This window comes from Caulobacter sp. GW821-FHT11E10, from assembly GCF_058808375.1.
Genome location: NZ_JBXARP010000003.1, coordinates 150,015 through 172,365 on the forward strand (window position 1 = coordinate 150,015; position 22,351 = coordinate 172,365).

Here is a 22,351-nt window from a genome sequence, read left to right on the forward strand (position 1 = left end):
CGTCATGACCGACGCCGCCTTGCCCGCATCCTCCGCGCCGACGCCCGCCGCGGCTCCCCAGATCGACTGGGGCAAGCTGATGCTCGGCTTCGGCGCGATGGTCATCGGCCAGTTCATGGCCATCCTCGACATCCAGATCGTGGCGGCCTCGCTGCCGCAGATCCAGGCCGGCGTCGGAGCCAGCACCGACCAGATCAGCTGGATCCAGACCGCCTATCTGATCCCCGAGGTCGTGATGATCCCGCTGTCGGGATATCTGTCGCGCCTCTGGGGCACACAGCGCCTCTATCTGATCTCGTGCACCGGCTTCATCGTCATGAGCGTGCTGACGGGCCTGTCCTCGTCGATCGACATGATGATCATCACCCGCGCCCTGCAGGGCTTCATCGGCGGGGCGATGATCCCGACGGTGTTCGCCGTGGCCTTCACCGCCTTCCCGCCCGAAAAGCGCGTGACCGCCAGCGTGATCATGGGCCTGATCGTCACCCTGGCCCCGACGGTCGGACCGACCCTGGGCGGCCACCTGACCGAGGCGCTGTCCTGGCGCTGGCTGTTCTTCATCAACGTCCCGACCGGCCTGATCGTGCTGTTCGGCGTGGCCCGCTGGGGCGATTTCGACAAGGGCGACCCGGGCCTGGCCAAGGGCTTCGACTGGTTCGGCCTGGCCGTGATGGCCATCTTCCTGATGAGCATGCAGTTCGTGCTGGAAGAGGGCGCCAAGGACGACTGGTTCAGCGACAGCGGCATCCTGTGGCTGACCGTCCTGGCCGTGATTGGCGGGGTGACCTTCATCTGGCGGCAGCTGACCTATCGCAACCCGATCGTCGAGCTGCGGGCTTTCGCCAATCGCAATTTCACGGTCGGCGTGCTGATGACCGCCGTCTCGGGCGCCAGCCTGTTCGGCGGCACCTTCCTGCTGCCGCAGTTCCTGGGCCGCGTGCGCCACTATTCGGCGTCGGAGGTCGGCACCACGATGGTGATCTCCGGCCTGTCGATGTTCATGACCGGCCCGATCGCCGGCCGGCTGGTGCGCAAGACCGATCCCCGCGTGCCGATGTGCATCGGCTTCCTTCTGGCCGGTTGGGGCATGTTCATGGCTCACGCCGTGACCAAGGACTGGGGTTTCTGGGAATTCGCGGGCGTTCAGGCTTGCCGCGGCGTCGGGGTCATGATCGCCATGATCGCGACCCAGCAGATCACGATGAGCACCCTGCCCCCGCACATGGTCAAGAACGCCTCCGGTCTCGTGAACCTGTCGCGCAACACCGGCGGGGCCATCGGCCTGGCCCTACTGGCGACGTCGATCACCCAGCAGACGGCGCTGTACTATGACGACATGAGCTCGAAGGTGATCGCCGGCGGTCCCACCGCGAGCATGATGGCGGGCCTGATGGAGCGCATGGCGCAACTGGGCGTCGCCGACCCGGCCGGCGCCGCGCGCAAGGCGATCTCGGGCATGATGCAGCAGCAGGCCACGGTGCTGGCGTTCGGCGACAGCTTCACCCTGCTGGCCATCGGCTGCTTCATCGCCGCCGGCGTGTCGCTGCTGGCCGCGCCGGTCAAGAACGCCCCGCCGCCCCCTTCGGACGCCCACTGATGCCGAGAGTCGCCTAATGCCAAGGGTTCCCGGACAGATCGACGTCGCCAAGACCGAAGCCATCCTCGACGCCGCGGTCGAGGTGATCGGCGAGCGCGGCCTCTCGGCCCCGATGGAGGAGATCGCCCGCCGCGCGGGGGTCTCCAAACAGACGGTCTATAATCACTACGGTTCCAAGGCCGACCTGATGCGCGCCCTGATGCAGCGCCGGGTCGAGGCCATCACCGCCTCGCTGCGCGAGCCCGGCGCCGAGGAAAATCCGACCGAGGCCCTCGAGGCCTACGCCCGCTCGGTGCTGGAGACGGTGATCACCAGCAAGAGCTACTCGATGATGCGGGTGATCATCCTGGGCTCGGGCGAGATGCCCGACCTCGCCAAGGACGTCTATGAGGCCGGTCCGCTCAGCGCCCGCCGCCAACTGGCCGCGTTTCTGAAGACCGAGACCGAGCTGGGCCGCATGAAGGTCGAGGATTTCGACCAGGCGGCGGAGTTCTTCTCCGGCATGGTCATGGGCCACAACCAGCTGCGGTCCCTGCTGCGTCTTCCGTCCGACAAGACCCAGGAACAGTACGGCCGCCTCGCGAGGGAGGCGGCCGAGCGGTTCATGCGGGCCTACGCCCCTTAATGGGGCCAACTAAACACACCGCTCATCCACCGCTAAACAACTCGTCATCCCGGCCGCAGCGAAGCGGAGAGCCGGGACCCAGGGGCAACCGCGCTGGGCTTGGCCCCTGGGTCCCGGATCGGCTACGCCGTCCGGGATGACGAGTGATTGATACTGCCGATAGAAAAGCCTGATGCCGCCTACGCCTCTTCGGCGTCCGGCATGCCCATCATGTGGAAGCCGGCGTCGACGTGGACGACTTCGCCCGTGGTCGACTTGCCGAGGTCCGAAGCCAGCCACAGCGCGCAGCCGGCGACGCCTTCCATCGAGGTGTCTTCCTTCATGGCGCTGAAAGCGCGGCCCTGGGCGATCATGCCACGGCCGCCGGCGATGCCGGCCAGGGCCAGGGTGCGCATGGCGCCGGCCGAGATGGCGTTGGCGCGGATGCCCTTGGGCCCCAGGTCGCGAGCGATGTAGCGGGTCGAGGCTTCCAGAGCCGCCTTGGCCACGCCCATGGTGTTGTAGTTCGGGATGGTCCGCTCCGACCCCAGATAGGTCATGGTGATCAGCGAGCCGCCGTTCGGCATGATCTTCGAGGCGCGCTTGGCGACGTCCACGAAGCTGAAGGCCGAGATGTTCATGGCCAGCAGGAAGCCTTCCCGGCTGGTGTTCTCCACGAACGAGCCCTTCAGCTCATTCTTGTTGGCGAAGGCGACCGAGTGGACGACGAAGTCCAGCGTGCCGAATTCCTTCTCGATCTCGGCAAAGGCGGCGTCCATCGAGGCGTCGTCGGTGACGTCGCAGGGGATCATCGTCTTGACGCCGATGCTCTCGGCCAGCGGCCGCACGCGGCGCTCGAGTTCCTCGCCCTGATAGGTGAAGGCCATCTCGGCGCCCTGGGCGGCCAGTTGGCTGGCGATACCCCAGGCGATGGAGTTGTGATTGGCCACGCCCATGACGAGGCCCTTCTTGCCTCGCATCAGCTCGCCCTTGGGGAACGCGTAATCGTCGGCCATGTGTCGGGCCCCTTCTGGAAGTCGTTGATCGCTGGTTAGCAGGGGGAACCGCTGGGCGGAACCCTTTCCGGTCAGCTCAACGGTTGGCCATGCCGACGAAGGCGGCCTCCAGCGACCGCGCGAAGGTGGTCGGGTCAAACACGTCGGAGGCCCGCACCGCCTTCTCCAGAAGGCTTTTCAACGCGTCCAGCGCTGCTCGGTCGGTCGCGAGATCGGCGGCCTTGGCGACATAGGCGCCGACATCGCCGGCGATCAGTTCGGGCAGGCCCAGCGCCGTCAGCAGGCTGGCGCCGACCCGGCTGGCGAAACTCTTCCCCGGCAGGGTCAGGACCGGAACCTCCATCCGCAGGGCGTCGCTGGCCGTGGTGTGGGCGCCGTACGGCCACGTGTCGAGCACCAGATCGGCCAGCGCGTGGCGGGCCAGGTGCTCGGCGTGCGGCATGGGCTGAGCGAAGACCAGGCGTTCGGGCGCGACCCCGGCGTCGACGGCTTGAGCTCCGAGGTTCTCGGCGACGCCCGGCGCGCCGTCATAGAGCCAGAGCACGCTGGCCGGCGCGGCCTTCAGGATCGCCATCCAGGCCGCGAAGGTCTCGGGCGTGATCTTGGCCGGGTTGTTGAAGCAGCAGAAGACGAAGGCGCCCTCGGGGAGGCCCGCCTCGGCGCGTGTCGGAGGCGGCGGTACTGGTCCCAAGGCGTCGTTGGGCTGGTAGTGCGGCAGTCGGACCACCGCCTCGGACCAGTCAGACTCCGCGCCGGGCGGGAGCGTGACGGCGTCGGCGATCACATGGCCCGCGTGGGCGGCCAGCGTGCCTGGATAGCCCAGCCAGCTGACCTGAACCGGCGCGGCGTGGTGGGCCAATATGCCAGGCCGACCGTCCTGGGTGTAGCCTTTCAGGTCGACGGCGATATCGATTCCGAGGTCGCGGCAACGCTCGGCAACCCTTGCGTCGGTTAGGTGTCGCGCCTCGACCCAATGCTCACACGCCGCCTTGAGCCGCTCGCGCATCGGACCGCCGGTGTCCGGTCCGTATGAGACGGCGAACACTTCGAACCGGGTCCGATCGTGCGCTTCAAGAACCCCCGCCAGCAACCGGGCCGTGGCGTGCTCATGCAGGTCGGCCGACAGGTAGGCCACGCGGATCCGCTCACCCTCCGGCCTGACCGGCCATGCCGGTGGCGGAACCTCGCGCGGCGCGGCCAAGCTGGAGCAATGCCGATGCAGGGCCGGATCGTCGAACACCGCCAGGGCCGCGAAGGGCGCGATGGCGAGGTTTCCGGCCTTCAATTCCACGCGAACGAGCATCTGCAGCGCCGCGTCTTCACGCCAGTCGCAGGTTTGCCGGCGCGCCCACAGCAGGTCCCCGGCGACGCGGGGGTAGCGGGGATCAAGCTCCAGGACGCCCTCGAGGTCGGCCGCCGCCTCAGCCGGGCGGTTCAGCAGCGACTTGAGGGCGGCGCGATTGGCCAGCGCCCTCGCCTCGCGCGGCGCGGCCTGGACGGCGCGATCGTGGGCCGCCAGGGCCTCGTCGAAGCGCCCCAGGTCGGTCAGGGCGATCCCGCGATTGCAGAGGGCGTCGACGAAGTCCGGCGCGATCTTCAGCGCCGCCTCATAGGCCGCCAGGGCCTCATCCGCGCGGCCGAGCCGCCGCAACGAGACGCCCAGGGCGTTGAGAACGGGCGGGTTTTCCGGATCGACCGCCAGCGCCGCCCGGCCGGCGAGAACCGCCTCGTCGTCACGCGCCAGCGCATTGAGCGCCAAGGCCCTGGCCGAAAGGACGCCCGCCCGGAGGGGATCGAGCGCCAAGGCCGCGTCCAGCGCCGCCAGGCCCGTCTGGGCGCGGCCCAATCCCAGTCGCGCCACGCCCAACAGGTGCCAGGCCTCGACGCTGGGCGCATCGACGACCAGTCGCTCGCACAGGGCGGCGGCTTCGGCCACTCGGCCGGCTTGATAGAGGGCGAAAGCCTCGCGGGCGGTCGTCAAACGCGCCCCCGACCCGGACTAGTCGACGCGGCTGATGATCAGCGTGCCGTTGGTGCCGCCAAAGCCGAAGCTGTTGGACATCACCGTTTCCAGCGGCTTGTCCGAGCGCTGGCGCAGGATCGGCAGGTCGGCGAACTCGGGGTCCAGCTCCTCGATATTGGCGCTCTCGGCCGCGAAGCCGTTGTTGAGCATCAGGATCGAGTAGATGGCCTCCTGAGCGCCGGCGGCGCCGAGGCTGTGGCCGGTCAGGGACTTGGTCGACGAGATCAGCGGCGGCTTGTCGCCGAACACCTCGCGCACCGCGCCCATTTCCTTGCTGTCACCGACGGGCGTCGAGGTGCCGTGCGGGTTCAGATAGTCGATGGTGCGGCCGCCGGCTTCGGCCATGGCCAGCTTCATGCAGCGCGCCGCGCCCTCTCCCGACGGGGCGACCATGTCGAAGCCGTCGGAATTGGCGGCGTAGCCCACGACTTCGCCGTAGATCTTGGCCCCGCGCGCCTTGGCGTGCTCGTACTCTTCCAGCACCACGATGCCCGCGCCGCCGGCGATCACGAAGCCGTCGCGGTTCTTGTCATAGGCGCGGCTGGCCACGGCCGGACGGTCGTTGAAGTTGCTGCTCATGGCGCCCATGGCGTCGAACAGGTTCGACAGGGACCAGTCCAGCTCCTCGCAGCCGCCCGCGAAGATCACGTCCTGCTTGCCCATCTGGATCTGCTCGGCGGCCGCGCCGATGCAGTGGGCGCTGGTCGCGCAGGCCGAGCTGATCGAATAGTTGATGCCGCGGATCTTGAACCAGGTCGACAGCACCGCCGACGGACCCGAGCTCATGGCCTTGGGCACCGCGAACGGACCGATCCGCTTGGGACCCTTCTCCTTGGTCGTGGCCGCGGCCTCAACGATCACGCGGGTGGACGGGCCGCCCGAACCGACGATCAGGCCGGTGCGCTCATTGGAGATGTCGACCTCTTCGAGGCCGGAATCGGCGATCGCCTGCTCCATGGCGATGTGGGCGTAGGCCGTGCCGGGCGCGAGGAAACGCGCCGCGCGGCGATCGACCATCGACTCCCACTCGATCTGGGGCGCGGCATGGACCTGACAACGGAAGCCGAGCTCGGCGTACTCGGGCGCGGCGACCACGCCCGACTTGGCCTCGCGCAGCGAAGCCAGCACCTCATTGGCGTTGTTGCCGATGGACGAGACGATCCCCAGTCCGGTGACGACGACGCGACGCATATCGTAAATCCTCTTCTCCCCCTCCGATCCGTCAGGGGCCGGCTCTCGTGGGCCGGTCTCGTCTAACGGATCAAGCCATTTGCTCGGGCGTGAACAGGCCGACCTTAAGGTCCTTTGTCTCGTAGATGACCTTACCGTCGGCTTCCATCACGCCATCGGCGATTCCCATGACCAACTTACGCATGATCACCCGCTTCAAGTCGATCTTATAGACGACTTTCTTGACGTCGGGAGTGACCTGGCCGGTGAACTTTACCTCGCCGACGCCCAAGGCGCGACCACGGCCCGGCCCGCCCGACCAGCCCAGGAAGAAGCCGACCAGCTGCCACATGGCGTCCAGGCCCAGGCAGCCCGGCATGACCGGATCGCCGATGAAGTGGCAACCGAAGAACCAGAGGTCCGGATTGATGTCGAATTCGGCCTCGACATAGCCCTTGCCGTACTTGCCGCCCTCCGACTCGATCCGCACGATCCGGTCGAACATCAGCATCGGCGGGGCCGGTAGCTGAGCGTTGCCGGGACCGAACAGTTCGCCGCGGCCGCAAGCCAGGAGTTCTTCGAAGGTATAGGCGTTCTTCTGCATAACGGACGCCCTAGCACGGCGGTGGGTCAGGTCTCAACGTTTCCCTGAGACCTCTGTTCCTATCCCTTGCGGCATTGGACCGCGGGGTCGGCGCCCCAGATGTCGCTTTCGCGGGCCCAGCCCTGCGAGCCGTCGGCGCGCAGCCGGCACCAGCCTTTCTCGCACTTGTCCAGGCTGACGATCGAGCGGCCCTTCAGATAGGCGCTGACCTTTGCCCCCGCTTTGGGGGCGCTGAGCAGCGGCAACACAGTAGGCTGAACCCGCATGGCCGAGCGCCGGCCGTCGGTGGTGCGCTTGTGCACCCAGGCCAGGCCCCCTTCGGGATCGCAGATCCGTCGCCACTCGCGCGTCTCGGCCACGACCTGCACCGGCAGGCCCTTGGCGTGATAGATCCACAGCAGCTGGTGAGCCTCGTCAGGGCCGTTGCGCGCATTGACCTCGGCGTATTTCAGCGAGACGTAGCGCGGCACCTCAAGGCCCGACGGGGTGATCTTCGGCCCCTCGGCCAGGGCGCGACCGGCAAGGGCGGACATAATTCCGACCACCGCCAGCCCCAAACGCTTCCCAGACGCACGACGAGACGAACGTTGTTCTGATTTCCTCGGCATGTTGCTTGGCCCCTTCGGGCCCCTTTGCTACAGCTTTCAAACGCCCGTCAGAGAGAGCTTTCAAACCGCCCATGGCCGCCCGCAAGCTCAAAGTCATCGTCACCCGCAAACTGCCCGATCCGGTCGAGACGCGGATGTGCGAACTGTTCGACACCGAACTCAACGTCTCCGACAAGCCGTTGACGGCGGATGAACTGGTCGACGCCATGAGCCGGGCCGATGTGCTGGTGCCGACGATCACCGATCGTATCGACTCGCGTCTTCTGTCGCGATCCGGCGATCGGCTCAAGCTGATCGCCAATTTCGGCGCCGGCGTGGACAATATCGACGTCGCCACGGCCAACGCCCGCGGCATCATCGTCACCAACACCCCGGGTGTCCTGACCGAAGACACCGCCGACCTGACCATGACCTTGATCATGGCCGCCTCGCGCCGGATCGTCGAAGGCGCGGAAGTCGTCAAGGCCGGCGGCTTCAACGGCTGGTCGCCGACCTGGATGCTGGGCCGCCGCCTGTGGGGCAAGCGCCTGGGCATCATCGGCATGGGCCGCATCGGCCAGGCCGTGGCCCGCCGCGCCAAGGCCTTCGGCATGCAGGTGCATTATCACAATCGCAAGCCGATCAGCCCGCGCATCGCCGAGGAGATCGGGGCCACCTATTGGGAAAGCCTCGACCAGATGCTGGCCCGGATGGACTTCGTCTCGGTCAACTGCCCGCACACACCGGCCACCTACCACCTGCTGTCGGCCCGCCGGCTGAAGCTGCTGCGGCCCCACGCCGTGCTGGTCAACACCGCCCGCGGCGAAGTGATCGACGAGGGGGCCCTGGCCAACATGCTGGCGCGCGGCGAACTGGCCGGCGCGGGCCTGGACGTCTACGAGCACGAGCCGGCCATCAATCCCAAGCTCCTGAAGCTGCCCAACGTCGTACTGCTGCCCCACATGGGCTCGGCGACGGTCGAGGGCCGCATCGACATGGGCGAGAAGGTCATCGTCAACGTGAAGACCTTCATGGACGGCCACCGCCCGCCGGACCGGGTCATCCCGTCGATGCTGTAACACGCGAAAGGCCCATTGCGGGGCTGCGTGCATGCCAGCTACACCCCCGATCCAGGGTTGTGATTGGGGCTGATTCACATGATTTCTCGTCGTCGCATGATCGCGAGCACCGCAGGTGTTCCGCTGGCGTTTCAGGCCTTTTCGGCCTTCGCCCAGGCGGGGCCGCACACGATCGACGAGCTGAACATGCCCCGCCGCGACCGGGGCGCGGCGCTGTCGCCGGACGGCAAGAAGATCGCCGTGGCCTCGACGAACGAGCTCGGCAACGACAAGGTCGATTCGCGGATCACGATCATCCCCGCCGACGCCCCCGATCAGACCCTGGTGGTCCTGCCGCTGGGCGATCGCGAGGTGCAGGACATCGCCTGGGCCACCGACACGCGCTTGCTGGTCACCTTGCTGATCCCTCTGCGCCGCGCGCGCGCCGAGACCGGCACGCGCTTGGCGCGCAGCAGTGACACCTATGAGCGCGAACCGCCCAAGGCGCGACGCGTGCTGGCCATCGATGTGGACGGCAAGAACAGCGTCATCCTGTTCGACGACGGCACCGGCAAGCTGGCCGAGGTCCACGATCTGGGCTCGATCGTCGACCTGATGCCGAACGATCCCGATCACATTCTGATGCGGGCGGCGAACTACAACCTGCGGACCTACTGCCTCTACAAGGTCGACATCCACACCGGTAAGACCGACCTGATCGAGCAGGGCGGGCTCAAGACCTTGACCTGGATGAGCCAGAACGGCGTCCCGGTCGTGCGGTACGACAGCAACCAGCGCGGCACGGTCCAGACCATCTATGTCCGCCCGCCCGGCGCGACCGAGTGGAAGTTCTTCCGCGAGCTGCGCAAGGACGAGTTCAACAAGCAGGAGTTCACCCTGGTCGGGTCCACGCCAGAGCCGGGCGTTCTGCTGGCGGTCGCGCGCGAGGGCGCCGCGGGCACTCTGTCGCTGCGCAAGTTCGACCTTCGGACCATGGCCCTGGGCGAGACCCTGGCCAGCCGACCCGATCACGACGTCGAGGACGCCCTGATCACCCGCAAGGGCCAGTTTCTTGGCGCGTCGTTCCTTGAGGACCGCTGGACCTATCAGTTCGTCGACCCGAAGATGGGCGCCACCTTCCGGGGCCTGAACAAGTATCTGGGCGATACCTGCAATATCCGGATCTTCGACATCAGCGACGACGGCAATCGCTTCCTCGCCATGGCCCAAGGGCCGCGCGAGCCCGGCACGATCTATTTCTACGATCGCGTGACCAAGCGCTTCGACGGCGTTGGCCAGGCCGCCCCGCAGTTGGCCCCTGAACGACTCGCGACGATGGAGACGCTGGCGATCAAGACCCGCGACGGCCTGCCGGTCACCGCCTATCTGAGCGTGCCGCTGGCGACCGGTCCGCGCCCGCTGGTCGTGATGCCGCATGGCGGTCCGGAAGCCCGTGACAACTACGGCTACGACGCCTTCGCCCAGGTCCTGGCGGCCCAGGGCTGGCTGGTGCTGCAGCCCAACTTCCGGGGCTCCGGCGGCTACGGCAAGGCGTTCGCCGACGCCGGCCGCAAGCACTGGGGCGACAAGATGCAGGAGGACGTCGAGGACGCGATCGCCCAGGTGGTGGCCAGCGGCCGGGCCGATCCCAACCGCATCGCCATCTGCGGCGGCAGCTATGGCGGCTACGCGGCCCTGATGGGCGCCGTGCGGCGGCCCGATCTCTACAAGGCCGTGGTCGCGATCGCCGGCGTCAGCGATCTCGTCGAGTCGATCGCCGCGACCAAGCTCTACGACGGCGCCGACTCGCCCAGCTACTTCTACTGGCTGGAGACCATCGGCGACCCGGCCAAGGACCGGACGATGATGGAAGCCGCCTCCCCCGCCCTGCATGCCGACAAGGTCACCGCCCCAGTGCTGCTGATCCACGGCACGGAGGACGACATCGTGCCGGTCAAGCAGTCGCGGATCATGAACAGCGCCTTGAAGAGCGCGGGCAAGTCCGTGGAGCTGATCGAACTGAAGGGCGCGGGCCACCGCGACCTTCAGCCGGAGGAATGGGACATCGTCTTCAAGAGGTCGGTCGCCCACATCGCCAAGGCCTTCAAGGCCTAGGGCGTCAGGGCTGGCGGCGTCGGGTGCGCCGCCAGCCAGGCCGCCACGTCGGCGGCCGAACGGCCGGGGATCTGCTCCATCGGCACGTGGCCGACGCCCGGATAGAGGATCAGGCTCGCGCCCGGTATGGCCTTGTGGAATCGCTCGCCGTCAGCGGCCGGGATCAGCCGGTCCTCCTGGCCGAACATCACCAGGGTCGGCACGTGAATCCGCGACAGGTCGGCCACCGTCGCCGTCCGGCGCGGCCCGGTCTGCAGGCCCAGAAGGATGTCGCGATGCCCCGGCGCCCGCGCCAGGTCGACATAGCGGTCGATCAGGGCCGGCGTGACCAGCTTGGGATCCAGATAGGCCGCCCGCAGGCCCTGGGCGATCAGCGGCCGGGTGTCGATGTTCTTGAGCACCGCTCGGCCGACCGGATTGCGCATGACGTTGAAGATCATCGCCCCGTTGGCCTTGTCCGCCGGCCAGCCACCGGCGTCGACCAGGATCAGGCGCTCGACCTTGTCCGGATGATCCAGGGTGAAGGCCCAGGCCACGGCGCCGCCCATCGAGTTGCCGGCCAGGGTGAAGCGGGTCAGGCCCAGCCGGCGGGTCAGTTCGTCGACCACCGCCTCGAAGCCATCACGCCCGCCCGCATAGGCGCCGCCGGCCCGCGTCAGGCCATGGCCCGGCAGGTCCAGCACCACCACGCGATAGGTCTTGGACAGCGCCTTGGCCCAGCCGTCCCAGGCGTGGGTGGAGGCCGAGAAGCCGTGCACCAGCACGATGGCCGGCGCGTCGCGCGGACCCAGGTCGCGATAGTGCGCGCGGACCCCGCCCGGCAGGTCCATGTACTGGGAATCCGCATGGCCATATCGCGCCTCAAGCGTGGCGTAGGGTATGTCCGGGCGTTGCAGCAACAGCCATCCGACCGCCGCCAGGGCGACGATCAGCACCAGGGCGATCGCGAGACCGCGCGCCAGCGTCTTCATCCCGCCCTCCCCGCGTTATGGACACCCATTTCAGCATTTGAGCGAACGACGTTCCGCGAGCTCCGTCAAGCGCCGCAGGACGCGCAATGGGGATCGGCCCCGATCCGCACCGTCCGTGTCTCGGCCGACAGGGCGTCATAGATCAACAGTTTGCCCGACAGCGGCTCACCCGCCCCGGCGATCAGCTTGACGGCCTCCAGGGCCATCATCGACCCAATCACGCCGGCCAAGGCCCCCACGACGCCGACCAGGGCGCAGGTCTCGGCGTCAGGCGGAGTCTCGGGCACCAGGCAGCGATAGCAGGGCTTGCCGTGGAACACCCCGACCTGGCCGGTCCAGCGGCCCAGGGCCCCGCTGACCAGCGGCTTGCCGTGCGCCAGGCAGGCGTCGCTGACGGCGAAGCGGGTGGCGAAGTCGTCGGTGCCGTCCAGAACCAGATCATACCCGGCGACGATCCCGGCGGCGTTGTGCGCGTCCAGCCATACTGGATGGGTTTCGACGGCCGTGTGCGGGTTCAGGGCAGAGAGCCGCTCCACCGCGGCCTCGACCTTGGGACGGCCGACGTCGGCGGTGGCGTACAGCACCTGGCGCTGCAGGTTCGACAGCGAGACGACGTCGGGATCGACGAGGCCGATGGTCCCCACACCGGCGGCGGCCAGATACAGCGCAGCCGGCGCGCCCAGCCCTCCGGCGCCGACCACCAGAACCCGGGCCGCCTTGAGCTTCTGCTGCCCCGGACCACCGACTTCGCGCAGCACCAGATGGCGGGCATAGCGCTCGACCTCGGCTTGCGAAAAACTCATGGCGCTTGACCCTCCGGTCCGGCCTCGCCACATGCGAAGCCATGCAAAGCTCAACTTCCTTCCCCGACTGGCATGGCACGACCATTCTGGCGGTGCGCAAGAACGGTCAGACCGTGATCGCCGGCGACGGACAGGTCTCCATGGGCCAGACCGTCGTCAAGGGCAACGCCCGCAAGGTCCGGCGACTGGCCGGCGGCAAGGTGGTGGCCGGCTTCGCCGGGGCCACGGCCGACGCCTTCACCCTGATCGAGCGTCTCGAGGCCAAGCTCGAGCAATATCCCGACCAGCTGGCTCGCGCCTGCGTCGACCTGGCCAAGGACTGGCGGACCGACCGCTACCTGCGCCGCCTGGAGGCCATGCTGCTGGTGGCCGACAAGGACGCCATCTACACCGTGACCGGCGTCGGCGACGTGCTGGAGCCGGGCGAGAGCGCCGGCGGCGCAGCGGTGGCGGCGATCGGCTCGGGCGGCAACTACGCCCTGGCGGCGGGCAAGGCCCTGATCGACCAGGACCTCACGGCAGAGGCGATCGCCCGCAAGGCGATGGGCATCGCCGCCGAAATCTGCGTCTACACCAACGGCAATCTGACCGTCGAAGTCCTTTAGGCGAAGTTCCGTAGGTTTTCGTCGCAAACGAGGTGCGCGGCGAGATCGCTGGCGCATGGCTGAAGCATGGGGAGGATCCTGCCATGCTGAAAACCGTACTGATCGCCACTTTCGCTCTCGTCGCCGCGTCGTCCGTGCTCGCGGCCCCCAAGCCGCCCGGCCAGCAAATCGAGGCCGCCGAGCGCGCCTTCGCCGCCGATGGGCTGGCCCTGGGCGTCCGGGACTCGTTCCTGAAGCACATGAGCCAGGACGCCATCGTCTTCAATCCAGGTCCGGTCAACGCCCGGGCCCTGTACGGCGCGCGCTCGGGCGAGGGTGAGCCGAAGATCGAATGGTGGCCGGCCTTCATCGTGGCGGCCAAGTCGGGCGACCTGGGCCTTTCGACCGGACCGACGGCCTATGACGGCAAGCCCGGCGGCTGGTTCTCCAGCATCTGGCGCAAGGACGCCGACGGGACCTGGCATTGGATCTACGACGGCGGCGGCGCGGCTGACTCCGTCGCCGCGCCCAGCCAGGCGACGCCAGCGGTCCAGGCCCCGGTCTCCGCCGTGGGCGAGGGCTCGTCCGCCAAGGCCTTCGATGCGGTGCGCGTCGCCGAGGCCGCCCTGGCCGACGCCACGGGCAAGGACGCCCCGGCCGCCTACCGGGCCACGCTCAGCGCCGACGCCCGTCTGATCGGGCCGCGCGGGACCCGGCCCCTCCTGCCGACCGCCCTCGACCAGCGCCTGGCGCTGCGCCCGGCGACCATGGGCCTGACCCTGCGTGGGGGCGGCGCCTCCAAGGCCGGCGACTTCGTCTGGACCCACGGCGAGGCGCAATGGCTGGAAACCAGCAAGGAAGGCGCTCAAAAAACCGCCGCAGCCCACTATATGCATGTCTGGCAGCGGCGCCCCGATGGGTGGCGTCTGATCTTCGAGGCCCTGATCAACGACCTATGACTGAATTTTCCCCCCGCGAGATCGTTTCCGAACTGGACCGTTACATCGTCGGTCACACCGAGGCCAAGAAGGCCGTCGCCGTGGCTCTGCGCAACCGCTGGCGACGCCGTCGCGTACCGGCGGACCTGCGTGACGAGGTGACGCCCAAGAACATCCTGCTGATCGGTCCCACGGGGGTGGGCAAGACGGAAATCGCCCGCCGGCTGGCCAAGCTGGCCCAGGCGCCGTTCCTGAAGGTCGAGGCCACCAAGTTCACCGAGGTCGGCTATGTCGGCCGCGACGTCGACCAGATCGTCCGCGACCTGGTCGAGAGCGCCCTGGCCATGGTCCGCGACAAGCGCCGCGCCGCCGTGAAGGCCAAGGCCGAGGCCGCCGCCGAGGAGCGCATCCTCGACGCCATGACCGGCCCCGGCTCGACCGCCGCCCGTGACAGCTTCCGCAAGAAGCTTCGCGCCGGCGAGCTGGACGACAAGGAGATCGAGTTGCAGCTGGCCGACACCGGCGGCCAGAGCTTCGAGATCCCTGGCCAACCGGGCGCGGCGGTGCTGAACCTGTCGGAGATGATGAAGTCATTCGGTGGCGGACGCACCAAGGTCCACAAGACCACCGTCGCCGCCGCCTGGGCCCCGCTGATCGCCGAGGAAAGCGACAAGCTGCTCGACCAGGAGGCCCTGACCCAGGAGGCCCTGGAGCTGGCCGAGAACCACGGCATCGTCTTCCTGGACGAGATCGACAAAGTCGCCAGCTCGTCGCAGCGTTCGGGCGCGGACGTCTCCCGCGAGGGCGTGCAGCGCGACCTGCTGCCGCTGATCGAGGGCACGACCGTCTCGACCAAATACGGACCGGTGAAGACCGACCACATTCTGTTCATCGCCTCGGGCGCCTTCCATGTGGCCAAGCCGTCGGACCTGTTGCCCGAGCTGCAGGGCCGCCTGCCGATCCGCGTCGAACTGAAGGGCCTGTCGCGCGACGACATGCGCCGCATCCTGATCGAGCCGGAAGCCAATCTGATCCGCCAGCACCAGGCCCTGATGCTGACCGAGGGCGTGACCCTGACCTTCACCGACGAGGCCATCGACGCCCTGGCCGACGCGGCCGTGGCCGTGAACAACTCCGTCGAGAACATCGGCGCCCGCCGGCTGCAGACGGTGATGGAGAAGGTGGTCGAGGAGATCAGCTTCTCGGCCGCCGATCGCAGCGGCGAGACGGTGGCGATCGACGCGGCCTATGTGCAGGAGCGCATCGGCGCCCTGGCGGCGAACGCGGACCTGAGCCGGTTCATTCTCTAGGAGGCGGCCGCCACGGCCTCCATCCCCAGCATCGCCGCCTTGCGCGCCAGGCCCCAGTGGTAGCCGGTCAACCGGCCGCTCTTGGCGATGGCCCGGTGGCAGGGGATGAGCAGCGAGATCGGGTTGGCCCCGATGGCCCCGCCCGTGGCCTGGAACGCCTTGGGCTTCCCGGCCCAGCAGGCGACCTGGCCGTAGGTGGCGGTCTCGCCCGCCGGGATCTGCAGCAGCGCCTTCCAGACCTGCACATGATAGGGCGAGCCGATCAGCACGATCGGCAGCGGCCCCTCCCCGCCCGTGAAGGCGTGGACGGCCGTGGCCCGCGCGGCCTCGTCGTCGCGCGTCCAGTCGGCGGCCGGGAACCGGCGGTGCATGTCGGCGAACACCATCTCGTCCTCGCCGTCCGAAAAGGCCAGACCCGCCAGGCCGCGGTCGGCCATGACGAACAGGCCCTTGCCGAACGGCGTCGGGGCCCAGCCCCAGCGCAGCCGCATGCCGGCCCCACGCCGACGCACCTCGCCCGGGGTCGCGGCCTCCTGGGCGATGAACAGGTCGTGCAGGCGCGAGGGACCGGACAGGCCCGCGTCGAACGCGGCGTCCAGCACCGTACCGCCGGCCTCCAGCGAGCGGCGGGCCTCGGCGTGGGCGATGGCCGAGACAAAGCTCTTGGGACTGACCCCGGCCCAGCGGGTGAAGATGCGCTGGAAATGGAAGGGCGACAGGCCCACGGCCTGGGCGGCTTCGTCCAGCGAAGGGTGATCCGACCACCGCTCGGCCAGCCAGTCGAGCGCCTTGGCCATGCGGTGATAGTCGACCGAACGCTCGGCCAGACGGACCAGCTCCTGGCTGGCCGTCTCCGAGATCGCGCTCGCGAAGGGGGATGCGTCGTATGCCATGCTCATAGGCTAGGCCCCTCGGAGACCGGCGTCCGCCCGGTTCTTGCGGTGTTGAGCGACAGGGCCATGGCCTGAATTTAGGCGCCTCCCCGGCGCTTGGCGAGCGGTCCGCATCACGGCATGGTCGCGCCGATGGTCAAGCCTGCCGCTCCCAAGAAGAAGAAACCGCCCGTCAAGCGGATCAGCCCCGCCGAGCGCGAACGGGTCGAGGTGCTGTTCGACCGCTTCGAAAGCCTGGAGCTGCGGCCCAAGACCGAGCTGAACTACACCAACCCCTACGAGTTGGTCACCGCCGTCGCGCTCTCGGCCCAGGCCACCGACGTCCAGGTCAACAAGGCCACCGGACCGCTGTTCCAGATCGCCAACAGCCCCGAGGCGATGCTCGACCTGGGGGAAGCGGGGCTGATCAAATACATCGCCTCGATCGGCCTCTTCCGCACCAAGGCCAAGAACGTCATCGCCGCCGCCCACATCCTGATGGACAAGCACGGCGGCCAAGTTCCGCTGAACCGCGCCGATCTCGAGGCCCTGCCAGGTGTTGGCCGCAAGACCGCCAGCGTGGTGCTGAACGAGCTGGACATCGAGCCGGCCATCGCCGTCGACACCCATGTCTTCCGCGTCTCGCATCGGCTGAAGCTGTCGGCCGGCAAGACGCCCGACGCGGTCGAGCAGGACCTGATGCGGATCGTGCCAGGGCCCTACCAGACCCGGGCGCACCACTGGCTGATCCTGCACGGGCGCTATGTCTGCGTGGCGCGCAAACCCAAGTGCGAGATCTGCAAGATCAGCGACCTGTGCCCGTCGCGGGAGCTGTTCCTGGGGGCTTAGGCTCAAATCCTCTCCCTAGCGGGAGAGGTGTCGGCGCAGCCGACGGAGAGGGGAGAAGCGGGGCCAGGAGCACTTCCCCCTCCGGTCGCTTCGCGACCACCTCCCCCGCTTGGGGGAGGATTTCAGCCCAACGCCCTCACCACCGCCGCCGCGAACGCCGCGCCGCCGTCGTGGGCATGTTGCAGGAAGAGGTCCGGCTCGATGACCTCCAACTCCATCAGCTGTGGGGTGTGATCCAGACCCCGGATCAGGTCCACCCGCGCATAGGTCAATGCGGGACCCGCCGCCTCCAGCACCATTTCGGCCGCGCGCAGGGCCTCGGGCTCGGGCGCGATCTCACTGACCCGGCCGCCGAACTGCGGCTGGACGCGGAAGTCGCCCTCGACCGCGACCTTGGTCACCGCGTGGCTGAAGTGTCCGTCGAAGAAGAACAGCGACAGTTCACCCTCCTCGCCCACCGCCGGCAGGAACGGCTGGATCAGGGCCGGGCTGGTCGGGCCACCCTGCAGCGAACCGTGGCGCTTGACCCGGATGGTCTCGTGCGAGCCGGCGGAGACCTGCGGCTTGACCACCAGTTCATCGCCGCCGAACGCGTCGAAGGCCGCCAACACCGCTTCCTCGGTCAAGACGTCGTGGGCATGGGTCGGGACAACGGGCGCGCCCTTGCCCGCGAACTCGACCAGATAGGTCTTGGTCGAGTTCCAGCGCAGGACCGACGGCGGATTGACCATTTTCAGGCCGGTGGCCTCCCAGGCGTCGAGCTGGGCGAACCATTCGGGCTGGCGGCCGTGATAGCCCCAGGCGAGAGACGGCATGACGAGCCGCGCCTGATCCTTATCAATGGGGTCCGTCCAGGGCTGGTTCGCCACCGTCAGGCCTCGGGCCCGTAGCGGCGCGGCCAAGCGCTCGAACAGCGGCGCCCAGCTGTTGGCGAACCGAGGCTCGTCGCGAGCGGGGACCAGGAGCAGGACATCGACCATCGGTTTACTCACGCTTGCTAGGATCGTGCAGCTAGGGTCTCCCGGACGCCGCGACAAGGCTCGCGTTGCCTTGAGGCCCCACTTCCTTTAATCGCCGTGTGTTTTCGGCCGCTTGGCCCGTTCTTTCAAAGGTTTGTTCCGTCCCATGACCGCGCTCTACGACGTCGCCGCCATCGGCAACGCCATCGTCGACGTCATCGCCCAGTGCGACGACGCCTTCCTCGCGCGCGAAGGCCTGGTGAAGGGCTCCATGGCCCTGATCGATCCGGCGCGGGCGGCCAGCCTGTACGACGTGATGGCCGCGGCCATCGAGGCCTCGGGCGGCAGCGCCGCCAACACCGTGGCCGGCGTGGCCAGCTTCGGCGGCAAGGCCGCCTTCATCGGCAAGGTCGCCGACGACCAGCTGGGCCGCGTGTTCCGTCACGACATGAACGCCATCGGCTGCAAGTTCACCACGCCGCCGCTGGCCGAAGGTCCGGCGACCGCCCAGAGCCTGATCAACGTCACCGCCGACGCCCAGCGCACCATGTCGACCTATCTGGGCGCCTGCGTGGAGCTGACCCCGGCCGACGTCGATCCCGAGATCATCGAGGCCGCCCGCTATTCGTACTTGGAAGGCTATCTGTTCGACCCGCCGGAAGCCCGCCGCGCCTTCGCCAAGGCCGCCGCGCTGAGCCACGGCGCCGGTCGCCAGATTTCCATGACCCTGAGCGACAGCTTCATGGTCGACCGCCATCGCGGCGCCCTGCTGGGCTTCATCGAGACCCAGTGCGACATCGTCTTCGCCAACGAGGATGAGGTCTGCTCGCTGTTCGAGACCACCGACTTCGACGCCGCCGTGAAGGCCCTGGCCGCGCGCAGCGAGATCGCCGCCATCACCCGGGGCGAAAAGGGTTCGGTGGTGGCCGCCGGCGGGCAGCTTTACGAAATCTCGGCCTACCCCGTGGAAAAAGTCGTGGACACGACGGGCGCGGGCGACCAATACGCCGCAGGTTTCCTCTACGGCCTCAGCCAAGGCCGCCCGCTGCCGATCTGTGGCCAGCTGGGCAGTCTCGCCGCCGCCGAGGTCATCGACCACTACGGTCCGCGCCCGCAGGTTTCCCTGCGTGAGCTGGCCGCCAAAAACGGCCTCTAGGCCAAACGGACTGTAGGACGAGCATGGCCCGCACCGCTGAAGTGGTCCGCGAGACGAAAGAGACCCAGATCCGGGTCTGGATCGATCTCGACGGGACCGGCGTCTCGACGATCTCCACCGGCATTGGTTTCTACGACCATATGCTGGAGAGCTTCGCGCGCCACGGCGGCTTCGACCTGAAGGTCGAGACCAAGGGCGACCTGCACATCGACATGCACCACACGGTCGAGGACACCGGCATCGTGCTGGGCCAGGCGATCAACAAGGCGCTGGACGGCTTCAAGGGCATCCGGCGCTTTGGCGCGGCCTATATCCCGATGGACGAGACCTTGACGCGCTGCGCCATCGATCTGTCCAACCGGCCGTATCTGATCTGGAAGGTCGACTTCAAGCGGCCCAAGGTCGGCGAGATGGACACCGAGCTCTTCAAGGAGTTCCACCACGCGTTCGCGATGAACTGCGGGGCGTGCGTCCACCTGGAGACCCTGTACGGCGACAACACCCACCACGTGGCCGAGAGCGGCTTCAAGGCCCTGGCCCGGGCGCTGCGTCAGGCGGTCGAGATCGACCCCAAGACCGGCGGCCAGGCTCCGTCCACCAAGGGCGTGCTGTAGGAACCTGATTTCATGCAGACCGTCGCCCTGATCGATTACGGGTCGGGCAACCTGCGTTCGGCCGAAAAGGCCCTGCGCGAGGCGGCCCGCCGCCGTGCGCTCGACGCCGACATCGTTGTCACCGCCGACCCCGACCTTGTCGCCAAGGCCGATCGCGTCTTCCTGCCCGGCGTCGGGGCCTTCGCCTCGTGCCGCGCGGGCCTGGACGCCACGGGCGTCTATGAAGCCATGAACCAGGCCGTGCACGGGCGCGGCGTCCCGTTCATGGGCATCTGCGTCGGCCACCAGCTTCTGGCCACCGAAGGCCTGGAGTTCGGCGTCACCCCCGGCCTCGACTGGATCGCCGGCCAGGTGAAAAAGCTCGAGCCGAACGATCCGGCGCTGACCATCCCGCACATGGGCTGGAACGCCATCAAGTTCGTCCGCCCTCACGCCCTGTTCTCGGGGATAGAGGACGGCGCCCACATGTACTACGCCAACTCTTTCGCGTTGAACGCGGCCGATCCGGCCGACGTCGTTGCGATCACCGACCACGGTGGTCCGTTCACGGCGGCGGTGGCCAAGGGCAATGTCGCGGGCGTACAGTTTCACCCCGAAAAGTCACAAGCTTCAGGGCTCGCCCTGCTCGCCAACTTCCTGGAATGGCGCCCATGATCCTCTATCCCGCCATCGACCTGAAGGACGGCCAGTGCGTGCGCCTGCTGCATGGCGACATGGAGAAGGCCACGGTCTTCAACAATTCGCCCGCCGACCAGGCCCAGCGCTTCGTCAAGGACGGCTTCTCGTGGCTGCATGTCGTCGACCTGAACGGCGCGATCGAGGGCAAGTCGGTCAACACCGCCGCCGTGGAGTCGATCCTGGAGTCGATCTCGATCCCGGTGCAGCTGGGCGGCGGCATCCGCACCCTGGAAGGCATCGAGGCCTGGATCGAGGCGGGCGTGTCCCGCGTCATCCTCGGCACCGTGGCCGTGCACGACCCCGAACTGGTCAAGAAGGCCGCCCGCCTGTGGCCCGAGCAGATCGCCGTGGCGGTCGACGTCCGTGACGGCAAGGTCGCGGTCGACGGCTGGACGGGCCTCTCGGACCTCTCCGCGATCGATCTGTCGCGTCGCTTCGAGGACGCCGGCGTCGCCGCCCTGATCATCACCGACATCAGCCGCGACGGCGCCCTGACCGGCGTCAATGTCGAGGGCGTGGGCGAGCTGGCCGACGCCGTCTCGATCCCCGTCATCGCTTCCGGTGGCGTGGCGGCGGTCGCCGACATCGAGCGCCTCAAGGCCCGCAAGGGCGTCGAGATCGCAGGCGCCATCCTGGGCCGCTCGCTCTACGCCGGTACGATCAAGCCGTCCGAAGCCCTGATCGCGGCGGCCGTCTGATGCTGAAGACCCGGATCATTCCCTGCCTCGACGTGAAGGACGGGCGGGTGGTCAAGGGGGTTAACTTCGTCTCCCTGCGCGACGCCGGCGATCCGGTGGAGCAGGCGCGGGCCTATGACGCCGCCGGCGCCGACGAGCTGATGTTCCTGGACATCACCGCCTCCAGCGAAGGCCGCGGCCTGATCCTGGACGTCATCTCGCGCACCGCCGAGGTCTGCTTCATGCCCGTCTCGGTCGGCGGCGGCGTGCGCCAGGTGTCGGACATGCGCCGCCTGCTGCTCGCCGGCGCCGACAAGGTTTCGACCAACACCGCCGCTGTCGAGAACCCCGACCTGATCGCCGGGGGCGCGGACGCCTTCGGCTCGCAGTGCGTGGTCGTGGCCATCGACGCCAAGGCGCGCGAGGATGGTTCGGGCTGGAACGTCTGGACCTATGGCGGCCGCAAGGACACCGGCCTGGATGTGGTCGACTGGGCCGCCAAGGTGGTCGAGCGCGGCGCGGGCGAGATCCTGCTGACCTCGATGGACCGCGACGGGGCCAAGATCGGCTACGACATCCCGCTGCTCAAGGCCGTGACGGGCGCCGTGAACGTGCCGGTGATCGCCTCGGGCGGCGCCGGCAGGACCGAGCACCTGGTCGAAGCCGCCCGCGACGGCCACGCCGCCGCCGTGCTGGCCGCCTCGATCTTCCACTTCGGCGAGATCTCGATCGGCGAAGCCAAGCAGGCCATGGCCGACGCCGGCATCCCGGTGCGCCTGGATGCTCTGAGGGGGGTCGCATGAGCCAGCGCTTGACCGCCGTTCTGGAACGCCTGGCCGCGACCATCGAAAGCCGCAAGGGCGGCGACCCGACCGCGTCCTACACCGCCAAGCTGCTGAACGACCCGGCCCTGGCCGCCAAGAAGCTGGGCGAGGAAGCCGTCGAGACGGTGATCGCCGCCGTCTCGCAGGGGCTCGACGCGCTGGCCGCCGAGAGCGCCGATCTGCTGTACCACTGGCTGGCCCTGATGGCCGCCTCGGGCGTCTCGCTGGACGCCGTGGCCGAGAAGCTGGAGGCCCGCGAAGGGACCTCGGGGATTGCTGAGAAGGCTTCCAGGAAGAGCTAGGCACAATCCGTGTCATCCCGGAAGCCTCGCAGAGGCTATC

The 22,351-nt window shown here is 68.3% G+C and carries 23 protein-coding genes and 1 pseudogene; 15 read left to right on the forward strand and 9 right to left on the reverse strand.

Annotated features, from left to right (window positions below; translation table 11 throughout):
- Window positions 1–4: 4 nt before the first annotated feature.
- The 3 genes and pseudogenes from AC1RRV_RS06655 to AC1RRV_RS06665 all read left to right on the forward strand — a co-directional run.
- On the forward strand, window positions 5–1,597 hold the full coding sequence (locus AC1RRV_RS06655; protein ID WP_492858805.1) for a DHA2 family efflux MFS transporter permease subunit: 1,593 nt from the start codon (window positions 5–7) through the stop codon (window positions 1,595–1,597).
- A gap of 16 nt (window positions 1,598–1,613) precedes the next feature.
- Window positions 1,614–2,222, forward strand: coding sequence for a TetR/AcrR family transcriptional regulator (locus tag AC1RRV_RS06660; protein ID WP_492858806.1), 609 nt, complete (start codon window positions 1,614–1,616; stop codon window positions 2,220–2,222).
- A 45-nt stretch (window positions 2,223–2,267) separates the two neighbouring features.
- Window positions 2,268–2,369: pseudogene (locus AC1RRV_RS06665) on the forward strand (hypothetical protein); the annotation flags it as partial.
- 32 nt (window positions 2,370–2,401) lie between these two features.
- Here the strand turns inward: AC1RRV_RS06665 and AC1RRV_RS06670 are convergent.
- From AC1RRV_RS06670 to AC1RRV_RS06690, 5 genes are all read right to left on the reverse strand, one after another.
- A complete protein-coding gene (locus AC1RRV_RS06670; protein ID WP_492858807.1) occupies window positions 2,402–3,217 on the reverse strand; it encodes an enoyl-ACP reductase FabI in 816 nt (271 codons plus the stop codon).
- A gap of 76 nt (window positions 3,218–3,293) precedes the next feature.
- Complete coding sequence (locus tag AC1RRV_RS06675; protein ID WP_492858808.1) at window positions 3,294–5,198, reverse strand: O-linked N-acetylglucosamine transferase, SPINDLY family protein; 1,905 nt, start codon at window positions 5,196–5,198, stop codon at window positions 3,294–3,296.
- An 18-nt stretch (window positions 5,199–5,216) separates the two neighbouring features.
- Entirely contained in the window at window positions 5,217–6,431 is a 1,215-nt protein-coding gene (fabB, locus tag AC1RRV_RS06680) for a beta-ketoacyl-ACP synthase I (RefSeq protein ID WP_492858809.1), read from the reverse strand.
- Between the two features lie 70 nt (window positions 6,432–6,501).
- Entirely contained in the window at window positions 6,502–7,014 is a 513-nt protein-coding gene (gene fabA / locus AC1RRV_RS06685) for a 3-hydroxyacyl-[acyl-carrier-protein] dehydratase FabA (RefSeq protein ID WP_492858811.1), read from the reverse strand.
- Window positions 7,015–7,073: 59 nt separating this feature from the next.
- The gene (locus AC1RRV_RS06690; RefSeq protein WP_492858812.1) at window positions 7,074–7,622 is read right to left on the reverse strand and encodes an SH3 domain-containing protein; all 549 of its coding nucleotides are present in this window, start codon (window positions 7,620–7,622) and stop codon (window positions 7,074–7,076) included.
- 71 nt (window positions 7,623–7,693) lie between these two features.
- On the opposite strand from AC1RRV_RS06690, the gene AC1RRV_RS06695 reads away from it, so the two are divergent.
- Window positions 7,694–8,680, forward strand: a complete 987-nt coding sequence (locus tag AC1RRV_RS06695; protein ID WP_492858813.1) for a 2-hydroxyacid dehydrogenase — start codon at window positions 7,694–7,696, stop codon at window positions 8,678–8,680.
- A gap of 96 nt (window positions 8,681–8,776) precedes the next feature.
- The gene (locus AC1RRV_RS06700; protein WP_492858814.1) at window positions 8,777–10,774 is read left to right on the forward strand and encodes an alpha/beta hydrolase family protein; all 1,998 of its coding nucleotides are present in this window, start codon (window positions 8,777–8,779) and stop codon (window positions 10,772–10,774) included.
- Here AC1RRV_RS06700 and AC1RRV_RS06705 read toward each other — a convergent pair.
- Window positions 10,771–11,745, reverse strand: coding sequence for an alpha/beta fold hydrolase (locus AC1RRV_RS06705; protein ID WP_492858815.1), 975 nt, complete (start codon window positions 11,743–11,745; stop codon window positions 10,771–10,773). The genes AC1RRV_RS06700 and AC1RRV_RS06705 overlap by 4 nt on opposite strands.
- Before the next feature lie 65 nt (window positions 11,746–11,810).
- Window positions 11,811–12,548 carry a HesA/MoeB/ThiF family protein gene (locus AC1RRV_RS06710; protein ID WP_492858816.1) on the reverse strand — a complete coding sequence of 246 codons (738 nt, stop codon included), beginning with the start codon at window positions 12,546–12,548 and terminating at the stop codon, window positions 11,811–11,813.
- A gap of 5 nt (window positions 12,549–12,553) precedes the next feature.
- On the opposite strand from AC1RRV_RS06710, the gene hslV reads away from it, so the two are divergent.
- The 3 genes from hslV (at window position 12,554) to hslU (ending at window position 15,380) form a co-directional block, all read left to right on the forward strand.
- Window positions 12,554–13,153 (forward strand): ATP-dependent protease subunit HslV, encoded by a 600-nt coding sequence (hslV, locus tag AC1RRV_RS06715; protein ID WP_492858817.1) that lies wholly within the window; start codon window positions 12,554–12,556, stop codon window positions 13,151–13,153.
- 83 nt (window positions 13,154–13,236) lie between these two features.
- Window positions 13,237–14,091 carry a DUF4440 domain-containing protein gene (locus tag AC1RRV_RS06720; protein WP_492858819.1) on the forward strand — a complete coding sequence of 285 codons (855 nt, stop codon included), beginning with the start codon at window positions 13,237–13,239 and terminating at the stop codon, window positions 14,089–14,091.
- Window positions 14,088–15,380 carry an ATP-dependent protease ATPase subunit HslU gene (gene hslU, locus AC1RRV_RS06725; RefSeq protein WP_492858820.1) on the forward strand — a complete coding sequence of 431 codons (1,293 nt, stop codon included), beginning with the start codon at window positions 14,088–14,090 and terminating at the stop codon, window positions 15,378–15,380. Before AC1RRV_RS06720 ends, hslU begins: the two co-directional genes overlap by 4 nt.
- Here hslU and AC1RRV_RS06730 read toward each other — a convergent pair.
- Window positions 15,377–16,279 carry a methylated-DNA--[protein]-cysteine S-methyltransferase gene (locus AC1RRV_RS06730; protein WP_492858821.1) on the reverse strand — a complete coding sequence of 301 codons (903 nt, stop codon included), beginning with the start codon at window positions 16,277–16,279 and terminating at the stop codon, window positions 15,377–15,379. The genes hslU and AC1RRV_RS06730 overlap by 4 nt on opposite strands.
- Window positions 16,280–16,393: 114 nt before the next feature.
- On the opposite strand from AC1RRV_RS06730, the gene nth reads away from it, so the two are divergent.
- Window positions 16,394–17,101 carry an endonuclease III gene (gene nth / locus AC1RRV_RS06735; protein ID WP_492859228.1) on the forward strand — a complete coding sequence of 236 codons (708 nt, stop codon included), beginning with the start codon at window positions 16,394–16,396 and terminating at the stop codon, window positions 17,099–17,101.
- A gap of 122 nt (window positions 17,102–17,223) precedes the next feature.
- Here nth and AC1RRV_RS06740 read toward each other — a convergent pair whose 3' ends face one another.
- The gene (locus tag AC1RRV_RS06740; RefSeq protein WP_492859229.1) at window positions 17,224–18,081 is read right to left on the reverse strand and encodes an ATP-grasp domain-containing protein; all 858 of its coding nucleotides are present in this window, start codon (window positions 18,079–18,081) and stop codon (window positions 17,224–17,226) included.
- A 145-nt stretch (window positions 18,082–18,226) separates the two neighbouring features.
- Here AC1RRV_RS06740 and AC1RRV_RS06745 point away from each other — a divergent pair, with 145 nt between their 5' ends.
- The 6 genes from AC1RRV_RS06745 to AC1RRV_RS06770 are packed head-to-tail and all read left to right on the forward strand — an operon-like array spanning window position 18,227 to window position 22,311.
- The gene (locus tag AC1RRV_RS06745; protein WP_492858822.1) at window positions 18,227–19,216 is read left to right on the forward strand and encodes an adenosine kinase; all 990 of its coding nucleotides are present in this window, start codon (window positions 18,227–18,229) and stop codon (window positions 19,214–19,216) included.
- A 23-nt stretch (window positions 19,217–19,239) separates the two neighbouring features.
- Window positions 19,240–19,830 carry an imidazoleglycerol-phosphate dehydratase HisB gene (gene hisB, locus AC1RRV_RS06750; RefSeq protein WP_099582024.1) on the forward strand — a complete coding sequence of 197 codons (591 nt, stop codon included), beginning with the start codon at window positions 19,240–19,242 and terminating at the stop codon, window positions 19,828–19,830.
- Window positions 19,831–19,842: 12 nt separating this feature from the next.
- On the forward strand, window positions 19,843–20,484 hold the full coding sequence (gene hisH / locus AC1RRV_RS06755; RefSeq protein WP_492858823.1) for an imidazole glycerol phosphate synthase subunit HisH: 642 nt from the start codon (window positions 19,843–19,845) through the stop codon (window positions 20,482–20,484).
- Window positions 20,472–21,206, forward strand: coding sequence for a 1-(5-phosphoribosyl)-5-[(5-phosphoribosylamino)methylideneamino]imidazole-4-carboxamide isomerase (gene hisA / locus AC1RRV_RS06760; RefSeq protein ID WP_492858824.1), 735 nt, complete (start codon window positions 20,472–20,474; stop codon window positions 21,204–21,206). The genes hisH and hisA overlap by 13 nt, the downstream gene beginning before the upstream one ends.
- Window positions 21,206–21,988, forward strand: coding sequence for an imidazole glycerol phosphate synthase subunit HisF (gene hisF / locus AC1RRV_RS06765; RefSeq protein ID WP_492858825.1), 783 nt, complete (start codon window positions 21,206–21,208; stop codon window positions 21,986–21,988). The genes hisA and hisF overlap by 1 nt, the downstream gene beginning before the upstream one ends.
- Window positions 21,985–22,311 (forward strand): phosphoribosyl-ATP diphosphatase, encoded by a 327-nt coding sequence (locus AC1RRV_RS06770; RefSeq protein ID WP_492858826.1) that lies wholly within the window; start codon window positions 21,985–21,987, stop codon window positions 22,309–22,311. The genes hisF and AC1RRV_RS06770 overlap by 4 nt, the downstream gene beginning before the upstream one ends.
- Window positions 22,312–22,351: the final 40 nt, after the last annotated feature.